This window comes from Glaciihabitans tibetensis (assembly GCF_003003265.1).
Classification (GTDB): Bacteria; Actinomycetota; Actinomycetes; order Actinomycetales; family Microbacteriaceae; genus Glaciihabitans; species Glaciihabitans tibetensis.
Window position 1 is genome coordinate 298,447 of sequence record NZ_PVTL01000003.1, and the last position, 15,309, is coordinate 313,755.

Genomic DNA, 15,309 nt, shown 5'->3' on the forward strand with positions numbered 1-15,309 from the left:
GATGAGTACCTTGACCCTCACCCCCACCGCCGTGAGTACGGATGTCGCCAGCGATCCACTCCTGGATTTCCGCAACGTCGCCATGCAGTTTCCGAACGGGACGGTGGCGCTGTCCGGTGTTGACCTGACCGTGAAGCGCGGCGAGTTCGTCACAGTCGTCGGCCCGAGCGGCTGCGGCAAGTCGACGCTGCTGCGTATTGCCTCCGGCCTGGAGAACGCCAGCGAAGGCACGGCAACGCTCGCCACCAAGCGCATCGGGTACGTGTTCCAGGACGCGACCCTTCTGCCCTGGCGAACCGTGCAGTCCAACGTGGAGTTGCTCGCCGAACTCAACGGTCAGCCGAAAAAGGCACGCGCGGCGAAAGCGCGTGCGGCGATTGACCTGGTGGGTTTGTCCGGTTTCGAACAGAACCTCCCCAAGGAACTGTCCGGCGGCATGAAGATGCGCACGTCGCTCGCGCGGTCGTTCACGCTCGATCCCGAGCTGTTCCTCTTCGATGAGCCGTTCGGCGCCCTGGACGAGATCACGCGCGAACGCCTCGGAGACGAGTTGCTGCGCATCTTCGTGGAGCAGCAATTCGCGGCCCTGTTCATCACCCACTCCGTCGCGGAAGCCGTCTACCTGTCGACCCGGGTCGTGGTCATGAGCGGTCGCCCCGGCCGCATCGTCGACACGTTTGAGGTTCCCTTCGAACACCCCCGCGATCCCGATCTGCGGTTCACACCTGAGTTCGCGAAGCTCTGCGGCCAGGTATCGCACGCTCTAAGAGAAGGCCACTCATGACCCGCACGCTTGAGGCCACCACGCCGAAGACCGTCAATCCGTCTCGTACGGTGGCGACATCCACCAGCGCCCGACTGCGCAATTGGGGACCGCCACTCGTCGTATTCGCGGCCATCATCGTGGTCTGGTACGCCGCCGCGCTGTACCTGGAGAGCCTCGGACGCACCACCGTGCTGCCCACCCCTCACCGCATCGTGATCGACTCATTCCTGCCGACCGACGGCGGGCGCCCGATCACCACCGACCTGCTGCGCGCGCTGTGGCTGTCGACGGAGGTCGCGCTGATCGGGCTCGCCATCTCCATCGTCATCGGCATCGGCTGGGCCGTTCTGATGTCGCAGGCCCGCTGGATCGAGCGGTCGCTCTTTCCCTACGCGGTCTTCCTGCAGTGTGTGCCGATCCTCGCCCTCGTACCCCTGATCGGAACCACGCTCGGCTACAGCTTCGAATCGCGCATTCTCGTCTGTGTTCTCATCTCGCTCTTCCCCATGGTCTCGAACACCCTGTTCGGCCTACAGGCGGTGGAACGCAGCCAGCGCGAGCTGTTCAAGCTGCAGGGCGCCAGCCGATTCACCGTGCTCACCAAGCTGCAATTTCCGAACGCCATGCCCGCCATCTTCGCGGGCATGCGCATCTCCGCGGGACTCGCGGTCGTCGGTGCAATCGTCGGTGACTTCTTCTTCCGCCGCGGCCAGCCTGGCCTCGGCATCCTCATCAACAACTACGCCTCCCGCGTGCAGACTCCCGAGTTGTTCGCCGCAATCATCACCGCGGCCATCCTCGGGGTCGCGATCTTCCTGATCTTCGGACTGATCGGCCGCCTCGCCGTCGGGCGCTGGTACGAGCCCGCCTCCTGAGCGAACCCCCAGAACTGAACCACCGCACCACCGCACCATCACACCGCACCTCGCTTCGCGCACATTCCCTTCACACCCAAGGAGAACCATGCCCAGCACCACCCGCAGCACTGCCCCCACCGGCTTCAGCCGACCGAGCGCCGTTCGGCGCGGCACCGTTCGCAAACGCTCCCTGATGGCCGTGGGCGCACTGGCAACCATTGCCCTTTTGGCGGGATGCTCCGCTGCAACTGACGAGGAAGCCACAGCATCGACGGACCTCACCATCGGATCGGTTGACCTCTCGTCGGCGTGCCCCGCGACCGTTACCATCCAAACCGACTGGAACCCCGAGTCGGAGCACGGCAACCTCTACGAACTCCTTGGCGACGAATACACGCCCGACCCCGATCTGAAGTCGGTCTCCGGCCCGCTCATGGCGTCCGGCGAGTACACCGGTGTCGATGTAGAAATTCGCGCCGGCGGCCCAGCCATCGGATTCTCCACCGTCGCCGCCCAGATGTACCAGGACACCGACATCACCATCGGCTACGCCTCGACCGGCGACCAGATCGCACAGTCAGCGGACCTTCCCGTGACTTCGTTTATGGCTCCGCTCGAGATCAACCCGCAGATGATCATGTGGGATCCGGAAACCTACCCGGACGTCGAGACCATCGCCGACCTCGGCAAAACCGATGCCGTTGTGCGCTACTTCGGTGGCGCCGCGTACATGGAGTGGCTGATCGCCGACGGCCAGCTCTCCCGCGACCAAGTGGACGGCGGATACGACGGAACACCCGCCAACTTCGTCGCAGCCCAGGGCGCCGACGCACAGCAGGGCTTCGCCAGCGCCGAGCCGTACGTTTACGAGAACGAGGTCGAGGACTGGGCCAAGCCGGTCGCGTTCCAGACCATCCACGACGCTGGCTGGGAGTCCTACGCGGCCACCCTCGGGGTGCGCAGCGCCGAGCTCGAAGACCTGTCCCCGTGCCTCGAACTGCTCACCCCCGTGCTGCAGCAGGCCGAGGTCGACTTCTACAGCGACCCCGCCTCCGCCAACGAACTCATCCTCGAGCTCGTTGAGGCATACGACACCGGCTGGGTTTACTCCGCCGGAGTAGCCGATTTCTCCGTCGCGCAGCAGGTCGAGCTTGGTCTCGTGAGCAACGGCGATGACTCCACCGTCGGCAACTTCGACCTCGACCGCGTGCAGGGGTCGCTCGACGCCATGATCCCGATCGCCATCGAGCTCGGAACGCCCGCAGCCGAAGGCCTCACCGTTGACGACCTCGTCACCAACGAGTTCATCGACGAGAGCATCGGCTTCTAACAGCATCACCCGCGCACCGCGCTGACGGCGCCCGCGGCATCCACCTGTCATTGATTTGTCTTGGTCATTTTGTACAGATCACCTCATGACCATTGGTGGATGTCGCGGCCGCCCGCCCCGCACAGCCTTACTCGCACGACACTGCATCATCCGCACAACGAAGGACGTCCCCACCATGTCGGTTGAAGAACTTCACGCCGAGCTCGTCGAACTGCTCGGCCCGCGCGGAGCCACGCTGGAGCTGCGCGCCCGGGAAAAGGCGTCGGTCGACGGCGCCAAAATGTCACCGATCATTACCGAGCAACTGCCGCTGGGGCTCGCCGACATCGTCGCGTTCCCCACCAGCGCAGACGAGATCGCGGCCGTCGTCGCAGCGGCCGTGCGCCATGGCGTGGGAATCACCCCGCGCGGCAAAGGCACGGGCAACTACGGCCAGGCCATCCCGCTCGAGGGTGGCCTCGTGCTCGACATGTCGAAGGCTCGCGCGATCATCGAGGTCGGTGATGGAGTGATCACCGCAGAGGCGGGCACCCCAATGATCGCCCTTGAGCAGGCGGCCCGCGAAACCGGCCAAGAGCTCTGGATGTATCCGTCCACCGCGCAGTCGAGCATCGGCGGGTTCCTCGCTGGCGGGTCCGGGGGGACCGGCTCGATCGTGCACGGCGCCAACCACCAGGGGTTTGTCGCCGCGCTCGATGTGGTGCACACCGCAACGGAGGGACTCGTGCACGTAGAAGGCGAAGAGGCGCAACTCTACGTGCACAATTACGGCACCGCGGGCATCATTGCCCGCGCTACCGTGCGACTCGACCCGATGCGCGACTGGCGTGCTTTGTACGCGAGTTTCAACACGTTCGCCGATGTGCTCCCGATCCTGAAGAGCGTCGCGCTGCTTGAACCATCACCGCGGTTGGTCTCTGCCGATCTGCCTGAGGTATCCAACGCGCTGCCCACCGATCCGGCCATCCCGGAAGACCGCGCCAGCCTTCGCGTCATCCTCGACGTCGAGACCATTGACGCCGCAACCGCCCTCATCGAGTCGGCAGGCGGCCGGGTCGAAGACGTGCGAGAGGGACCCCAGGCGAGCGTTCGTCTGAGCACCCTGTCGTATAACCACCCGATCGAGTGGCTGCAGAAGACCTCGCCCGGCACCTACTTCCACCTCGAGGTCGGCGGTGACGCGCTGGTGGACCGCATCGACGAGGTGCACGCCGTGTATCCCGGGGGGATGCTGCACATCGAGGGCAAGATCGACCGCCCGATCGGCATGCTCGCCGGCGTCTACGAGAGCCCGGAGCAGGTGTATGCGGGCATCGAAGCGCTGAAAGAACTCGGTGTGGGTGTGCACAGCCCGCACCAATGGTTTGTCGACTTCGAGGCGGCACGCACCCAGCAGCTCGCCGCAAGCACCGATCCAAGGGGCCTGCTGAACCCCGGCAAACTCGTGGCCGACGCCGCCGTACCCGGAATGGGAAAACTCACCTCATGACTACCTCCACTTCGGGCTCGTCTACCTCAGGGCCCGCTCCTTCAGGGCCATTCGTCTCACGCAAGCTCGCCGAGCTGTCTGGCCCGGCCGCGGCCGCGGCGCTAACCGCTGACTCGATCATCGTCATCCCGACCGGGGCAATTGAGCATCACGGTGCTCACCTGCCGCTGTCCACCGACGCACTCCTCGCGGAAACCTACGCCACCGCCGCGGTCGAACGCGGGGCCGCCGAAGGACTGGACATCTGGATTCTGCCCACGCTGACGTACACAAAGTCGGACGAGCACCACTGGGCGCCCGGAACCGTCTGGCTGTCGTGGGAAACGCTGATGGCGACGCTCGTCGACATCGGCCGTTCGATCGCGAACACCCCTGCCCGCAAGCTCGTGTTTATGAACGGCCACGGCGGAAACGGCGCACCCCTTCAGGTCGCGAACCGCGAACTGCGCCGCCGGTTCGGGCTCTCTACGTTCACGATGTCCGCGGGAATCCAGCGCGCCGGATCCGGGGGAGCCGACGGAGCGGACGAACTTGGCCTCGGCATCCACGCTGGCCACGGGGAGACCTCGCTGGTGCTGCACGTGCGTCCTGACCTCGTCGACATGTCCAAGGCCGAGCGCAACATCCCGGAGCACATTGCCGAGATGGAGTTCATCGGGTTCAACAACAAGCCCGTGTCGTTCGGCTGGATGAGCAACGACTTCGGTCCGAGCGGCGTCATTGGCGATCCGACCGGCGCTACCTCCGAGGCGGGAGCGGCCCTGTTCGAGGAGTCCGTCACACGATCGCTCGCCGCGCTGCACGAGATAGACCGATTCAGTCACGCAGTGCCGCCTCGTGACTGAACTGGTCGTGGACCTCTCATGAGCGACCTGACGGGTGCTGGGTCGACTGGCGTCTCGGGCGTAGACCCGCTCGCGCTGGTAGCTTCGTGGCTGCCAGACAACGCGGATCCCGACCGGCCGCGTTTCACCCTGGGGACCACTGACGCGGACGGGTTCCCCGCCGGCCGCACGGTGCTGCTCTCGGCCGTGACGCCGGACGGATTCCTGTTCAATACCGACGCTAACTCCCGCAAGGTCGCTGACATCGCCGCCGACCCGCGCGTCAGTCTCGTGTTCGCGTGGGAGGGGTTTTCCCGCCAGCTCGTGGTGCAGGGCGTTGCGAGCAAACAGTCGCCAGAACTATTGGCGGCCGCCTACGCAAAACGGTCGGGCTACCTGAAACATCTGGCGTGGTTGAACACCGCGCAGTTCGCGCGCCTGCCGTTGGGTCAGCGGCGAAAGGAGTGGGCGGAGGCGATCGCGGCGAAACCGGAAGGGCCGCTCGACGTCTCGCCGACGTGGGATGGCTATATCGTGCGCCCAACACGGCTGGTGTTTTGGGAGGCAGCGGAGGACACCGCGAGCCGCCGCATCGAGTACGTCTGGACATCGGACGGGTGGGTTGTGGGCGCGCTGCCGGGGTAGCGGGGGGGACGCGCGGCGTCGCCAACGCGCGGCTTCGCGCGAGCCGCCGGGGGGTGTCGACCATTTTCTGGCCGATTACGGCACGAGATCGTCGACGCAGTGCTGACATCGCCGCCATGGCTTGTTCGCAGTGGTAGATGTCACGCTTCTGCGTGTCGGCCGCTCGGTAATGACCTTGCTCGGGCGAGGACGTCCTGCCTCGCGCCCGGGCGTGCCATGGTTCCTGCTTTCTGCACGTGGTCGACGGCGGTCAGGACGCAGCGAGGCGAGCAGTTCGTCGCGTCCGGTGGTCTTCACGAGCGGCGCTGACGACGCCCGCGACCGCAGCCCCGATTAGCAAGAACTGGACTACGACTAGAACGGGTTGGTCCGCCGGATCGACTTGCTGCGCGAGCGTCTCGCTGGCGCGGGTCGCGCCGGAGGCGAGATAGAGGATGCAGTCCGTTAGCGCATGCACAGCCATCGCGACCCAGAGCTGGCCGGTGGCCCGCCTCACCCAATAGTAGAGGGAGCCATTCATAGCGAGGAAGGTCACCTGAAACGCGATTGCTGGCGCTGGCACCCCCGCCCACACGCTTCCGATCACGTGCGCAAAACCAAAGAGTACCGACGTCGCCAGGAGGGTCACCAACTCGCCATGGTGTGCGCGGATCGACTCGAGCAGGATGCCGCGGAAGAACAGCTCTTCACCGATCCCAACCAGGGCGGTCGCCAGCACTACCGTCAGCACCAGTCCGACGGAACGATCCGTCCAGGGCACGTCGAACACTTGCGCGAGCGGCAACGCGACCATCAGCACGGGAATCATGAGCGGCCATCGGCGCCGCGGGATCAGGCGAGACGTCGGCGTCTCCGTCCACACCCGCGAGCCCCACCGTGCGCGATGGAGGAATATCAGGCCGAGCGCGATCGCGATCGGCAGCGGCACGAAGTGCGAGAGTGCGAACTCGAGGAACTCGTCGTCGCCTGCCATGTCGCCGACGATGTTGCCTACCACTGCGACCAGCAGCACGTAGGCTGCAGCGGCCGTGACCCCGACCCACCAGACGCGCGGAATCGCGGTCACTCGGGTCGTCGACGCGGTCATTTGATGCCTGCCGAAGTGATGCGCTCGCGTGCTCCCCGGATGACGAAAACGACGCACGCCAGACCGAGGATCCCCGCGAAAGCCTCGACGGCGTTCGACGCGTATGCGATGTCGCCTGGGGTGCCGACTCCGGCAGCGAAGACGGAGAAGTCCCACAGTCCGTGCAGCAGCATCGCCCACCACAATGAGCCGGTGGTGCGGCGCAGGATGTAAAAGGTGGTTCCCGTGCTGAATGCGAAGAACACCTGCAGCACCGTGCCGCCCTCGTCCGCGCCGAGGGCAATGTTGATCAGATGACTCAACCCGAAGAGTGCTGATGTCAGGAACCAGACCCACCCCTCGCCTAAACGGGAGCGAAATCCCACAAGCAGCATGCCGCGGTTGACGATTTCCTCTGTGAAACCGACCAGGCAGAGGATCAGCGAGGCAGCGAGGAATGCGCCGCTGTATGCAGCCCAGTCAGTGCCGGCAAGGTTCATGAGCGCTGCGACAGCGACGAGTGCGGGGATGAAGAGCGGCCACTTATGTTGGCTCCGTTCGCGTTCATACAGGGCCGGGCGCCACCAGCCGAGCAGGGTGACCGTGAGTGCCAGCAGTACGGCCGAGACGATCAGCGAAAGTCCGGCGCCGAAGAACAAGTTCTCAGCGCTGTCGCCCCAAGTGTCGTACGGCACACCGGCAAGGGACTGAATGGCAAAAACGAGAAGCAACTCGCCCAACCAGATCGCCAGCCCGATCCATACCCTTGGGCGCACTCGCCAATGCCGGTCGCTCGTTACAGACATAACGTCTCCCTATCCTCTTCACAGGCGCCCGCGCAGGAGATTGTCCCTGTTCCGGTATCGCGCCGCCAGCCAGATCGCCCGACGAAGAGCAGGCCGCGGCCGACGACGCGTCGTTCGCCGCTACCGGTTGTGATGGCGATCATCGGCGGGTTAGCCCGTCAGCGACTGGTTCGGCCTTGCCGCGGATGAAGAACAGGACGATCACTCCGGCGATGACGAAGATGATGTTGAAGGGTGTGGCGAGGTCGAGGATGGGACTGTGGGCTGCGCCGGTACTTGCATCGAGAGCGCCGCTGGCCAGGATTGTTGTGGGGTCGGTGATCGCGTGGATGAGCATCGCCCAGACGATATTTCCGGTGGCGCGCATAACGAGGTACATCATCATGCCGAATCCGAAGGTGAAAACGACCGTCAGCGCTACGGTGATTGCCGGCTGCCCAGCGAAGATATTGATCGAGTGCGACAGCGCGAAGAACAGCGACGAGAGAGCGGCGACGCTCAGCTCACGGTGCCCGGCGTTGCGAAGAATCTTGACTACGATCCCGCGGTAGAGCAACTCTTCAGTGAAGCCGATAAACAACCCGGTGAACAGCATCGTGACGACGACGCCCGTGCCGTACGAGTCATAGTCGATCCCAGCGAAGCGCAACACGATCGGGATCACGAGCAGCACCACGAAGATCCACATCCACCACCGACCCGCCACCGGCTGACGCGAGAAGAGCGGGCGCAGCCACCCGACCGACGCCGCGAACCCGACAAGGACCACCGCTCCAACGACCAGCCCGGCACCGAGCCCGAAAAATACGCTCGCGGGCGTGGCCAGAAGATTTCCGGTTTCGACCTGATCGCCGGCGACAACTGCGATGCCGAACCCTGCCAGCTGATACAGCGCGAGGTAGGCAACGACGGCAACGATGGCCTTCCACCACCGCCCGCGGTTCCAAAAAGATTTCCAGCCGGACGTTTCAGTTGCGTTCATAGTGTGCCCCCGTCGACGCGTCACACACCGGCGGTCGCTGATGCACACCAAAAATATTGGATACCGAATCGCTTTTCTATAGTTGACGGGGTTTCAACATGGGGTGTCGCGAAAGGTGGTTGTGCTGTAGATTGCGGGGCGTCACCCGCCATTAGTACGAGCTGGCATCTCGCGTCTTGACCGTTGTCGCCCAAAAACGATGGTTTGTGAGCTGCAGAGCGGGCAGCAGCAAGTCGCGGTTTACAAAGGTGTCAGAACTGATGTCCACGGAACTGCTCGAAATCAAGATCTAGAAAAGGTTTTGGAATGAACAGGGGTTTTGGCACCGTTTTCGGCAAGCGGGAATCGCGGCTATGAAAGAATCTGCGTATGGATGCAGATAAGCCGGTGTGTGGTCGTGATCCGTCTAGCCCCTACGTCGAGCTAGCGGTCGAAATCTTCGGGATGCTCGCGGATGCAACACGGGTCCGAATCGTTCTCGCGCTGCGCAACGGAGAGCTGTCCGTGAACCACCTGGCCGACCTCGTCGAGAAGTCACCGGCCGCGGTGTCGCAGCACCTCGCCAAGCTCCGTCTCGCCCGGATTGTAGCGACCCGGCAGGAGGGGACGCGGGTGTTTTATCGGCTCGCCAACGAGCACGCGAGCCGCCTGGTCAGCGACGCCATTTTCCAAGCCGAGCACTCATTGACCAGCACGCCGGCTCACCACCAGCACGACGCATCGGTGGCCTTTTGATGCTGCGCACTTTCAGGAACAAGGGCGTCCAGGCCGCCTTGGTGTCGGCTGTGCTGTTCGGTGCCGGCACTCCGTTAGCCAAGCTGCTGCTCGACAACGAGGTGAGCCCGTGGCTGCTCGCCGGGCTGCTCTACTGCGGCTCCGGGCTGGGCTTGGGTCTCTACAGGCTCATCCGGCGCGCGCCCCGCGTGCACATCACCCGTCCCGAGGTCCCGCCGCTAGTCGGGGCTGTGTTCTTCGGTGGCGTTGCCGGCCCCGTGCTGCTGATGCTGGGTCTGTCCAACATGCCCGCATCCGGAGCCTCGCTGCTGCTGAACGCGGAAGGGGTCTTCACCGCGGCGCTTGCCTGGTTCGTGTTCAAAGAGAACTTCGATCGGCGCATCGCCCTCGGCATGCTCGCCATCGTCGCCGGCGCGATCGTTCTCAGCATCCCCTCCGGCGCCAACTTCGGCAGCCCCTGGCCATCGCTTGCGATCGTCGGCGCCTGCCTGAGCTGGGGCCTCGACAACAACCTCACGCGGAAGATCGCGCTCAACGACGCTACCTGGCTCGCCGCCGTCAAAGGCGGCGTCGCCGGCCCCGTGAACCTCATCCTCGCGTTCTCGCTTGGCGCGCAGCTCCCGGGCGCATTCAACATCGCATCCGCGATGATCGTTGGGCTGTTTGCCTACGGCATCAGTCTCGTGCTGTTCATCATCGCCATGCGCCATGTCGGCACCGCTCGAGCTGGCGCGTACTACTCGATCGCCCCCTTCTTCGGCGCGCTGCTCGCGATCACGCTCGGTGACCCGATCAGCTGGCCCGTCATCGTCGCCGGCCTCCTTATGGCGGTAGGCGTCTGGCTGCACCTCACGGAGCGGCACGAGCACGAGCACACCCACGACGCGATCACCCACGACCACTGGCACGCCCACGATGAGCACCACCAGCACGCCCACGAGCCCGGCCAGGAGGTCGGCGCGAACGGGTTGCATAAGCACGAACACACCCACGAGCCGATCACCCACACCCACGAGCACTACCCCGACAGCCACCATCGGCACGGCCACTGAGCACCTGTGATGGTGTCACTGGATATGGTTGAGCGCAGGCTCAGTGAGCGGGGAGTTGGTTCACCAGATGCCCAGGTGGTCTAGCAGGATCCGTGTGCCGATGAGGATGAGCACGATCCCGCCGGCTACTTCTGCTGGCTTGCCCAGCCGTGCTCCAACGCGTCGGCCGATGACTACGCCGAGGAAGGCGAGTACCAGGGTCGTCGCTCCGATCAGGGAGACTGCGCCGATGATCGAGACGGGGACGAAGGCGAGGGTGATGCCGACGGCGAGTGCGTCGATGCTGGTAGCAAGGGCCAGCACCAGGAGCTCGCGAATGTGCAGGCGGTCAAAGTCCCGACCGGTGTCTACATGAGTGGAAAAGGCCTCCCAGAGCATTTTGCCGCCGACGAGAAGGAGAAGACCGAACGCGATCCAGTGGTCGATTCCGGTGATGTACCGAGCGAACTGGCTGCCCAAGAACCAGCCGAGAAGTGGCATGAGAGCTTGGAACAGACCAAATGTAAAGGCAATGATCGAAGCGTTCCGAAGATTGAATTTACGCATGTGCAGGCCCTTGGTGAGCGCAACAGCGAAGGCGTCTGCGGAGACACCGAGAGCAATAAGAAAGAGGGCCCAGAAGGTCATGGCGGATTGGCCTTTCATGCGACAGGCCGAACCGCAGAGAAGGGTGCGTTCGGCATTGATGGATGCCGAAGGTCTCGTTCGCCCGTCAATAACCGGGTGGCACGCCGGGTGAAAAATCACCAGTATGTCGACGTACCTCCGCGCCCCAAATATCGAGGCGGGTCGGGAACTACTCCCCTTCGTGATTCCATCGTACCTAATGCCGTGTGGTGTCCTGCGTGGTTCAGAACTGTCGAAAACCTCTAACGCGATCGGCTCAGCCGGAATTGATCGTTATCGAACAGCTGGCACGTCAACGGTTAAGGGAATTGAAGTATTGGTCGACGCGTTCCGCAACGGTTGGGATATTGCAGACCTGCTCACAAGCTACTCGGATAGGGAGCTCGCGGATTTCCTTATCGGAGGCGTCCTAGAAGGTGCCTGTCTGGGCGTGACGGCAGGCAGTTCGGGCGGGATTGCTCTTGCCGTTTCCTATCCCATCTGTGCAGGATTTGCGACGATAGTCGGTGAAGCGATTAGTATCGCGATCGATGGCTAGGGTTACGGGGAAAGCCCAAGACAGCTCACCTGCATGCGACGACGATAGGCCACACCGATGACGCGCAAGATCGCGACAGCTCTGATTGCACTGGGCATCTTCGGGCTGGTGACCGGCTTCCGTGTGCTTGTCCGCGAACAGTGGGGCGCCGGAATCTACAGTGCAGGAGGAGTCATCTTGCTTGCCGTCGGCGTCCTACTGTACGTACGGAACTTCAAGAAAGCGCGCAACAAGTCCACGAGCGCCAAACGCGAGCCAACATTTGGTGACGAGACCTAGTCGGGCCTCAGTTGAATGATGGGCCTCTCTACGTGGGTCTGATCGCGTACTGAGCGGTGATCATCGCAAGCTTTGACTATGGTCCTGGGTAGTTAGGACCTCGGGAGCATAACTGCCTCCGGATACTATCTCTCGGGTACTCGCTATGCGTCATGGCGCGAAACATTCTTCTCAAGGATGACACGTAGCCGCTAAGAAATCCCGCTATTCAGGACGCAGACATCCCTCGAAGGGCATCGACAAGGCGCGCCCAACGCGCCGCTCTATGAACGGCGGGCGTCGCGAGGGCGCCATCTTGATCAGCATTTTTCATGAAAGGCATCCTGTACAAATGAATGAACCAGATTCTCGCACGAAGGCTGCCGCTTACGTTCCCTGGATTCCCTTAGTCAGTACAGGTTCGATCGGGGCGGCTATTGCATTTTCTCGATCTGGCGCGGACGGAACCTCGATCGCACTGGGGGTACTCGCTGTCCTCATCGCAGTTGTGGGGATCGTGGGAATGGCCCGGGTTTGGCGCCGCCGCCACTGAGCAAACGCATCGATACGTCGATGACAAGCGATCGTACGAGTTAGCCGCACGCTGCACGTGAATTCGCATGCTCGACGCATCGTTATGTCCTATGAGAGCGCCGTGCTTGATCGCGGCGAGCGGTTCGTCTAGATCGCGTCGTACTTGTCGCCGCCTTCGCGGTGTAATTGTCGCGACAGAAGTTCCAGCTCGCGCTCGCTGATGCGTCTCGTATCTCTTGGGATACGCGATGTCTCGGAGCCTTGACAGGGACTAGCTCCGAACGGCCGGTTTCTTGTGGTGCGGCGATTCTCATAACTACGTCGCATAACCTCCTGCCGCGATGCCAGTACTCACTGATGGATATGGGACACTCCGGGGTCGCGGTGTCAACATTTATCGGCTGCATCCCCGTATCGACGCTCCAGCAATCACCGACCGGAAACAGGACCTCGACGTGAGTAGCCACACGTGCTGGCTGCAAGCGTGCGGTCCTCCGGTCGAACCAGAACGGGAGCAGGCAGCAATGGCCGCTTCAATCGAACAGCGGCGCCTACGTGCGCGCTATCAGAACCGCGTCGATGGCGTTTCTCGTCCCGTCGGCGGTCTCGACCGGGCGCAGAACTCGTTCGCACGTCGTGATCGTCAGCCCCGCTACGGCATCGGCGAGTAGCTCCGGTGTGTAGAGGATGTCGGCGCGCTGCGGTCCGCCGACGCCGTCGATGATGTTGGTGCGATCGTGCCCGATGACCACGAGGTGTCCTCCCGGGGCGAGTGAGGCTACGGCGCCCGTGATCGCGCGGCGCAGCTCAGGCTCAGTGAGGTGGAGGTAGGCAATCACGACAAGGTCGACTGGCTTCGGCGCACGCCACGTGGTGGCGTCGGCAACCTGCCAGTCGACGTCCACCCCAGCTCGTTGTGAACGCGCCCGTGCGACGTCGATCCCGGCGGAAGAGAAGTCGACTCCCGTGGTCGTCCAGCCTCGAGATGCGAGCCAGATGGCATTGCGCCCCTCGCCGCAGCCGAGGTCGACTGCGGTGCCGGGCGTGAGCGGACCGACGGTCGCCGCGACCCAGTCGTTTGGCGATATCGACCACACGGAGTCGGCGGAGCCCGCCGCGGCGGCGTAGCGGGCGTCCCACATGACGCGGAGATCGGCGGGTTCAGTCATAGAGCGTTTCTAGCATCTTCAGGCGCTTCCGGGCCCCGTGACATTTCGAACGGCGGCTGGAATGCTGGAACAAGGCAATTCCCGACAGTGACGTCACACTATTTGCGAGGACCGGATGTCCCAACCAGATGCCACTACTCCCGACGACCCGGCTGGCTCATCCGGCTCGTCCGAGTCGCCAGGCTCGTCGAGTGCGTCGAGTGCGACAACCGGCAGTTCCAAGGTCTCGAGTGCGGACTCCCCGGACGAATCAACCGCGGGCGAAGGCACCTCAGTCGATCGCGTCGTGGTCGGCCACGATGGCTCGCCCAGTTCGGACAGCGCGCTGGAGTTGGCACTGGAGATCTCGGAGAAGATGGCGATCCCTCTGCTCATCATGCGCTCGTGGACGGTCGACTCCGCACCTCATGGGGCGCTTTTCTCCCATGGCTACGTGTCGACTTTCGACGAGGTTTCGACGTTGATCCGCGCGAATCTCATCACGGAGACGCGTCGCTTTGTCGACCGACATCCCGCAGCCGAAGTGCACTACTACTCCACCCTCGGGCAGGCGGCCAACGCCCTGCTGAAGCTCTCGAAGGGCGCCCGGATGCTCGTGGTCGGGTCGCGTGGTCGTGGCGGGTTCGCGAGCCTCATGCTCGGGTCGGTTAGCGACCAGTGTGTGCGGCACGCGGGGTGCCCGGTGCTGGTGTCGCGTCCGCGTGTGCCCGCGGAGCCCGCCACGCCGCCCCTGCCCTGACGCGCCGGCACCGAAGACGGGACGGGACGGGAACAGCCCGGTCAGGGGGTCTGGCCCAGCTGGGCGTCCATCCAGGTCATGGTCGGCCAACCGGCGTCGCGGTCGGCCTGCACGAAGAGCGTGAACTCGTGGTCGAGGGGGAGGCGCTCGTAGGGGAACGTGACCCCCTGCTTGGCGAACAAGTCGATCACCTGCTCCACCCGGTCGCCGTTGAGGTTTCCCCCGACGCTGATGATCTTTGGTTCGTCTGTGCCCACGCGGTCCAAAAACTCCAGGTACTCGGCGGGCTCGCGGCTCATGGCCCCGTCCACGGCCCACACGGCCGCGAACACCTCCGGGTGCTGGATGCCGAACCGGAAGGCACCGTGGCCGCCCATCGACCAGCCGACGAGCAGCCGGTGGGCCGAGCCTGTCTGCACGCGGTAGGTCTGCTCGACGTGTGGGATGAGCTCGTCAATGAACGCGGTGTCGTACTGGCCCTCCCAGCGCCCGTCAAGGTCGCTGTCCGGGGTGACGATCACGACGTCGTCGAGCACCCCGGCGTCGACGGCCCCGCGCAGCTCCTCGGCCTGGGGGAGGAAGGTCGCGTTGCTCTGGTCGCGCCCGTGCAGCGCGAACAGCACGGGGTACTCCCGGCACTCGGTGTAATAGTCCGCGGGCAGGCTGACGCTGTACGGAATGGGTTGTCCGTCGGCGCCGGTGAACTCGGTGTCGAAGCGCGAGCTGCCGGCCGTGGCGGCGCAGCTGCGTGGATCGTCGTCCCCGGATGACCCGCCGGGCGGTGTCGAGGGCGGCCCCGCGCCCCGCAATGAGCTCACGAGGACGAACGTACCGACCACACCCGCCACGACGACGATTCCGATGGCCACCAGGGCAGCCGTGCGACGCGGAA

17 protein-coding genes are annotated in these 15,309 nt (G+C 64.1%); 11 read left to right on the forward strand and 6 right to left on the reverse strand.

The genetic code is table 11. The annotated features are described in order from the left end of the window. Position 1: 1 nt before the first annotated feature. The 6 genes from B0I08_RS07405 to B0I08_RS07430 all read left to right on the forward strand — a co-directional run bounded on the left by B0I08_RS07405 (position 2) and on the right by B0I08_RS07430 (position 5,911). Entirely contained in the window at positions 2–784 is a 783-nt protein-coding gene (locus B0I08_RS07405; protein WP_106211343.1) for an ABC transporter ATP-binding protein, read from the forward strand. After that, on the forward strand, positions 781–1,641 hold the full coding sequence (locus B0I08_RS07410; RefSeq protein ID WP_106211345.1) for an ABC transporter permease: 861 nt from the start codon (positions 781–783) through the stop codon (positions 1,639–1,641). The genes B0I08_RS07405 and B0I08_RS07410 overlap by 4 nt, the downstream gene beginning before the upstream one ends. A gap of 88 nt (positions 1,642–1,729) precedes the next feature. Then, entirely contained in the window at positions 1,730–2,953 is a 1,224-nt protein-coding gene (locus B0I08_RS07415) for a substrate-binding domain-containing protein (protein ID WP_219905627.1), read from the forward strand. 175 nt (positions 2,954–3,128) lie between these two features. After that, positions 3,129–4,442, forward strand: a complete 1,314-nt coding sequence (locus tag B0I08_RS07420; RefSeq protein ID WP_106211346.1) for an FAD-binding oxidoreductase — start codon at positions 3,129–3,131, stop codon at positions 4,440–4,442. Beyond that, positions 4,439–5,287, forward strand: a complete 849-nt coding sequence (locus B0I08_RS07425; RefSeq protein WP_106211348.1) for a creatininase family protein — start codon at positions 4,439–4,441, stop codon at positions 5,285–5,287. Before B0I08_RS07420 ends, B0I08_RS07425 begins: the two co-directional genes overlap by 4 nt. An 18-nt stretch (positions 5,288–5,305) precedes the next feature. Continuing rightward, positions 5,306–5,911, forward strand: a complete 606-nt coding sequence (locus B0I08_RS07430; protein ID WP_106211350.1) for a pyridoxamine 5'-phosphate oxidase family protein — start codon at positions 5,306–5,308, stop codon at positions 5,909–5,911. A 250-nt stretch (positions 5,912–6,161) separates the two neighbouring features. Here B0I08_RS07430 and B0I08_RS07435 read toward each other — a convergent pair whose 3' ends face one another. The 3 genes from B0I08_RS07435 to B0I08_RS07445 form a co-directional block, all read right to left on the reverse strand. After that, positions 6,162–6,998, reverse strand: a complete 837-nt coding sequence (locus B0I08_RS07435) for a CPBP family intramembrane glutamic endopeptidase (RefSeq protein ID WP_106211352.1) — start codon at positions 6,996–6,998, stop codon at positions 6,162–6,164. Continuing rightward, positions 6,995–7,783: a CPBP family intramembrane glutamic endopeptidase gene (locus tag B0I08_RS07440; protein ID WP_106211354.1), complete on the reverse strand. Its 789-nt coding sequence runs from the start codon at positions 7,781–7,783 to the stop codon at positions 6,995–6,997. Before B0I08_RS07440 ends, B0I08_RS07435 begins: the two co-directional genes overlap by 4 nt. A 139-nt stretch (positions 7,784–7,922) precedes the next feature. Then, entirely contained in the window at positions 7,923–8,765 is an 843-nt protein-coding gene (locus B0I08_RS07445; protein ID WP_106211355.1) for a CPBP family intramembrane glutamic endopeptidase, read from the reverse strand. A gap of 369 nt (positions 8,766–9,134) precedes the next feature. Here B0I08_RS07445 and B0I08_RS07450 point away from each other — a divergent pair, with 369 nt between their 5' ends. Further along, on the forward strand, positions 9,135–9,500 hold the full coding sequence (locus tag B0I08_RS07450) for an ArsR/SmtB family transcription factor (RefSeq protein ID WP_106211357.1): 366 nt from the start codon (positions 9,135–9,137) through the stop codon (positions 9,498–9,500). Beyond that, positions 9,500–10,552, forward strand: coding sequence for a DMT family transporter (locus B0I08_RS07455; protein ID WP_106211359.1), 1,053 nt, complete (start codon positions 9,500–9,502; stop codon positions 10,550–10,552). Before B0I08_RS07450 ends, B0I08_RS07455 begins: the two co-directional genes overlap by 1 nt. A 60-nt stretch (positions 10,553–10,612) precedes the next feature. Here B0I08_RS07455 and B0I08_RS07460 read toward each other — a convergent pair whose 3' ends face one another. After that, the gene (locus tag B0I08_RS07460) at positions 10,613–11,179 is read right to left on the reverse strand and encodes a manganese efflux pump MntP (protein WP_106211361.1); all 567 of its coding nucleotides are present in this window, start codon (positions 11,177–11,179) and stop codon (positions 10,613–10,615) included. Positions 11,180–11,303: 124 nt separating this feature from the next. Here B0I08_RS07460 and B0I08_RS17545 point away from each other — a divergent pair, with 124 nt between their 5' ends. Beyond that, entirely contained in the window at positions 11,304–11,717 is a 414-nt protein-coding gene (locus B0I08_RS17545; RefSeq protein ID WP_146134347.1) for a hypothetical protein, read from the forward strand. A gap of 57 nt (positions 11,718–11,774) precedes the next feature. After that, positions 11,775–11,996 carry a hypothetical protein gene (locus B0I08_RS07465; protein WP_106211363.1) on the forward strand — a complete coding sequence of 74 codons (222 nt, stop codon included), beginning with the start codon at positions 11,775–11,777 and terminating at the stop codon, positions 11,994–11,996. 1,064 nt (positions 11,997–13,060) lie between these two features. On the opposite strand, the gene B0I08_RS07470 is transcribed toward B0I08_RS07465, so the two are convergent. Next, a complete protein-coding gene (locus B0I08_RS07470; RefSeq protein ID WP_219905628.1) occupies positions 13,061–13,678 on the reverse strand; it encodes a class I SAM-dependent methyltransferase in 618 nt (205 codons plus the stop codon). Between the two features lie 115 nt (positions 13,679–13,793). On the opposite strand from B0I08_RS07470, the gene B0I08_RS07475 reads away from it, so the two are divergent. Next, positions 13,794–14,417 (forward strand): universal stress protein, encoded by a 624-nt coding sequence (locus B0I08_RS07475; protein ID WP_106211365.1) that lies wholly within the window; start codon positions 13,794–13,796, stop codon positions 14,415–14,417. A gap of 41 nt (positions 14,418–14,458) precedes the next feature. On the opposite strand, the gene B0I08_RS07480 is transcribed toward B0I08_RS07475, so the two are convergent. Continuing rightward, positions 14,459–15,286 carry an alpha/beta hydrolase gene (locus B0I08_RS07480; RefSeq protein WP_181243304.1) on the reverse strand — a complete coding sequence of 276 codons (828 nt, stop codon included), beginning with the start codon at positions 15,284–15,286 and terminating at the stop codon, positions 14,459–14,461. Positions 15,287–15,309: the final 23 nt, after the last annotated feature.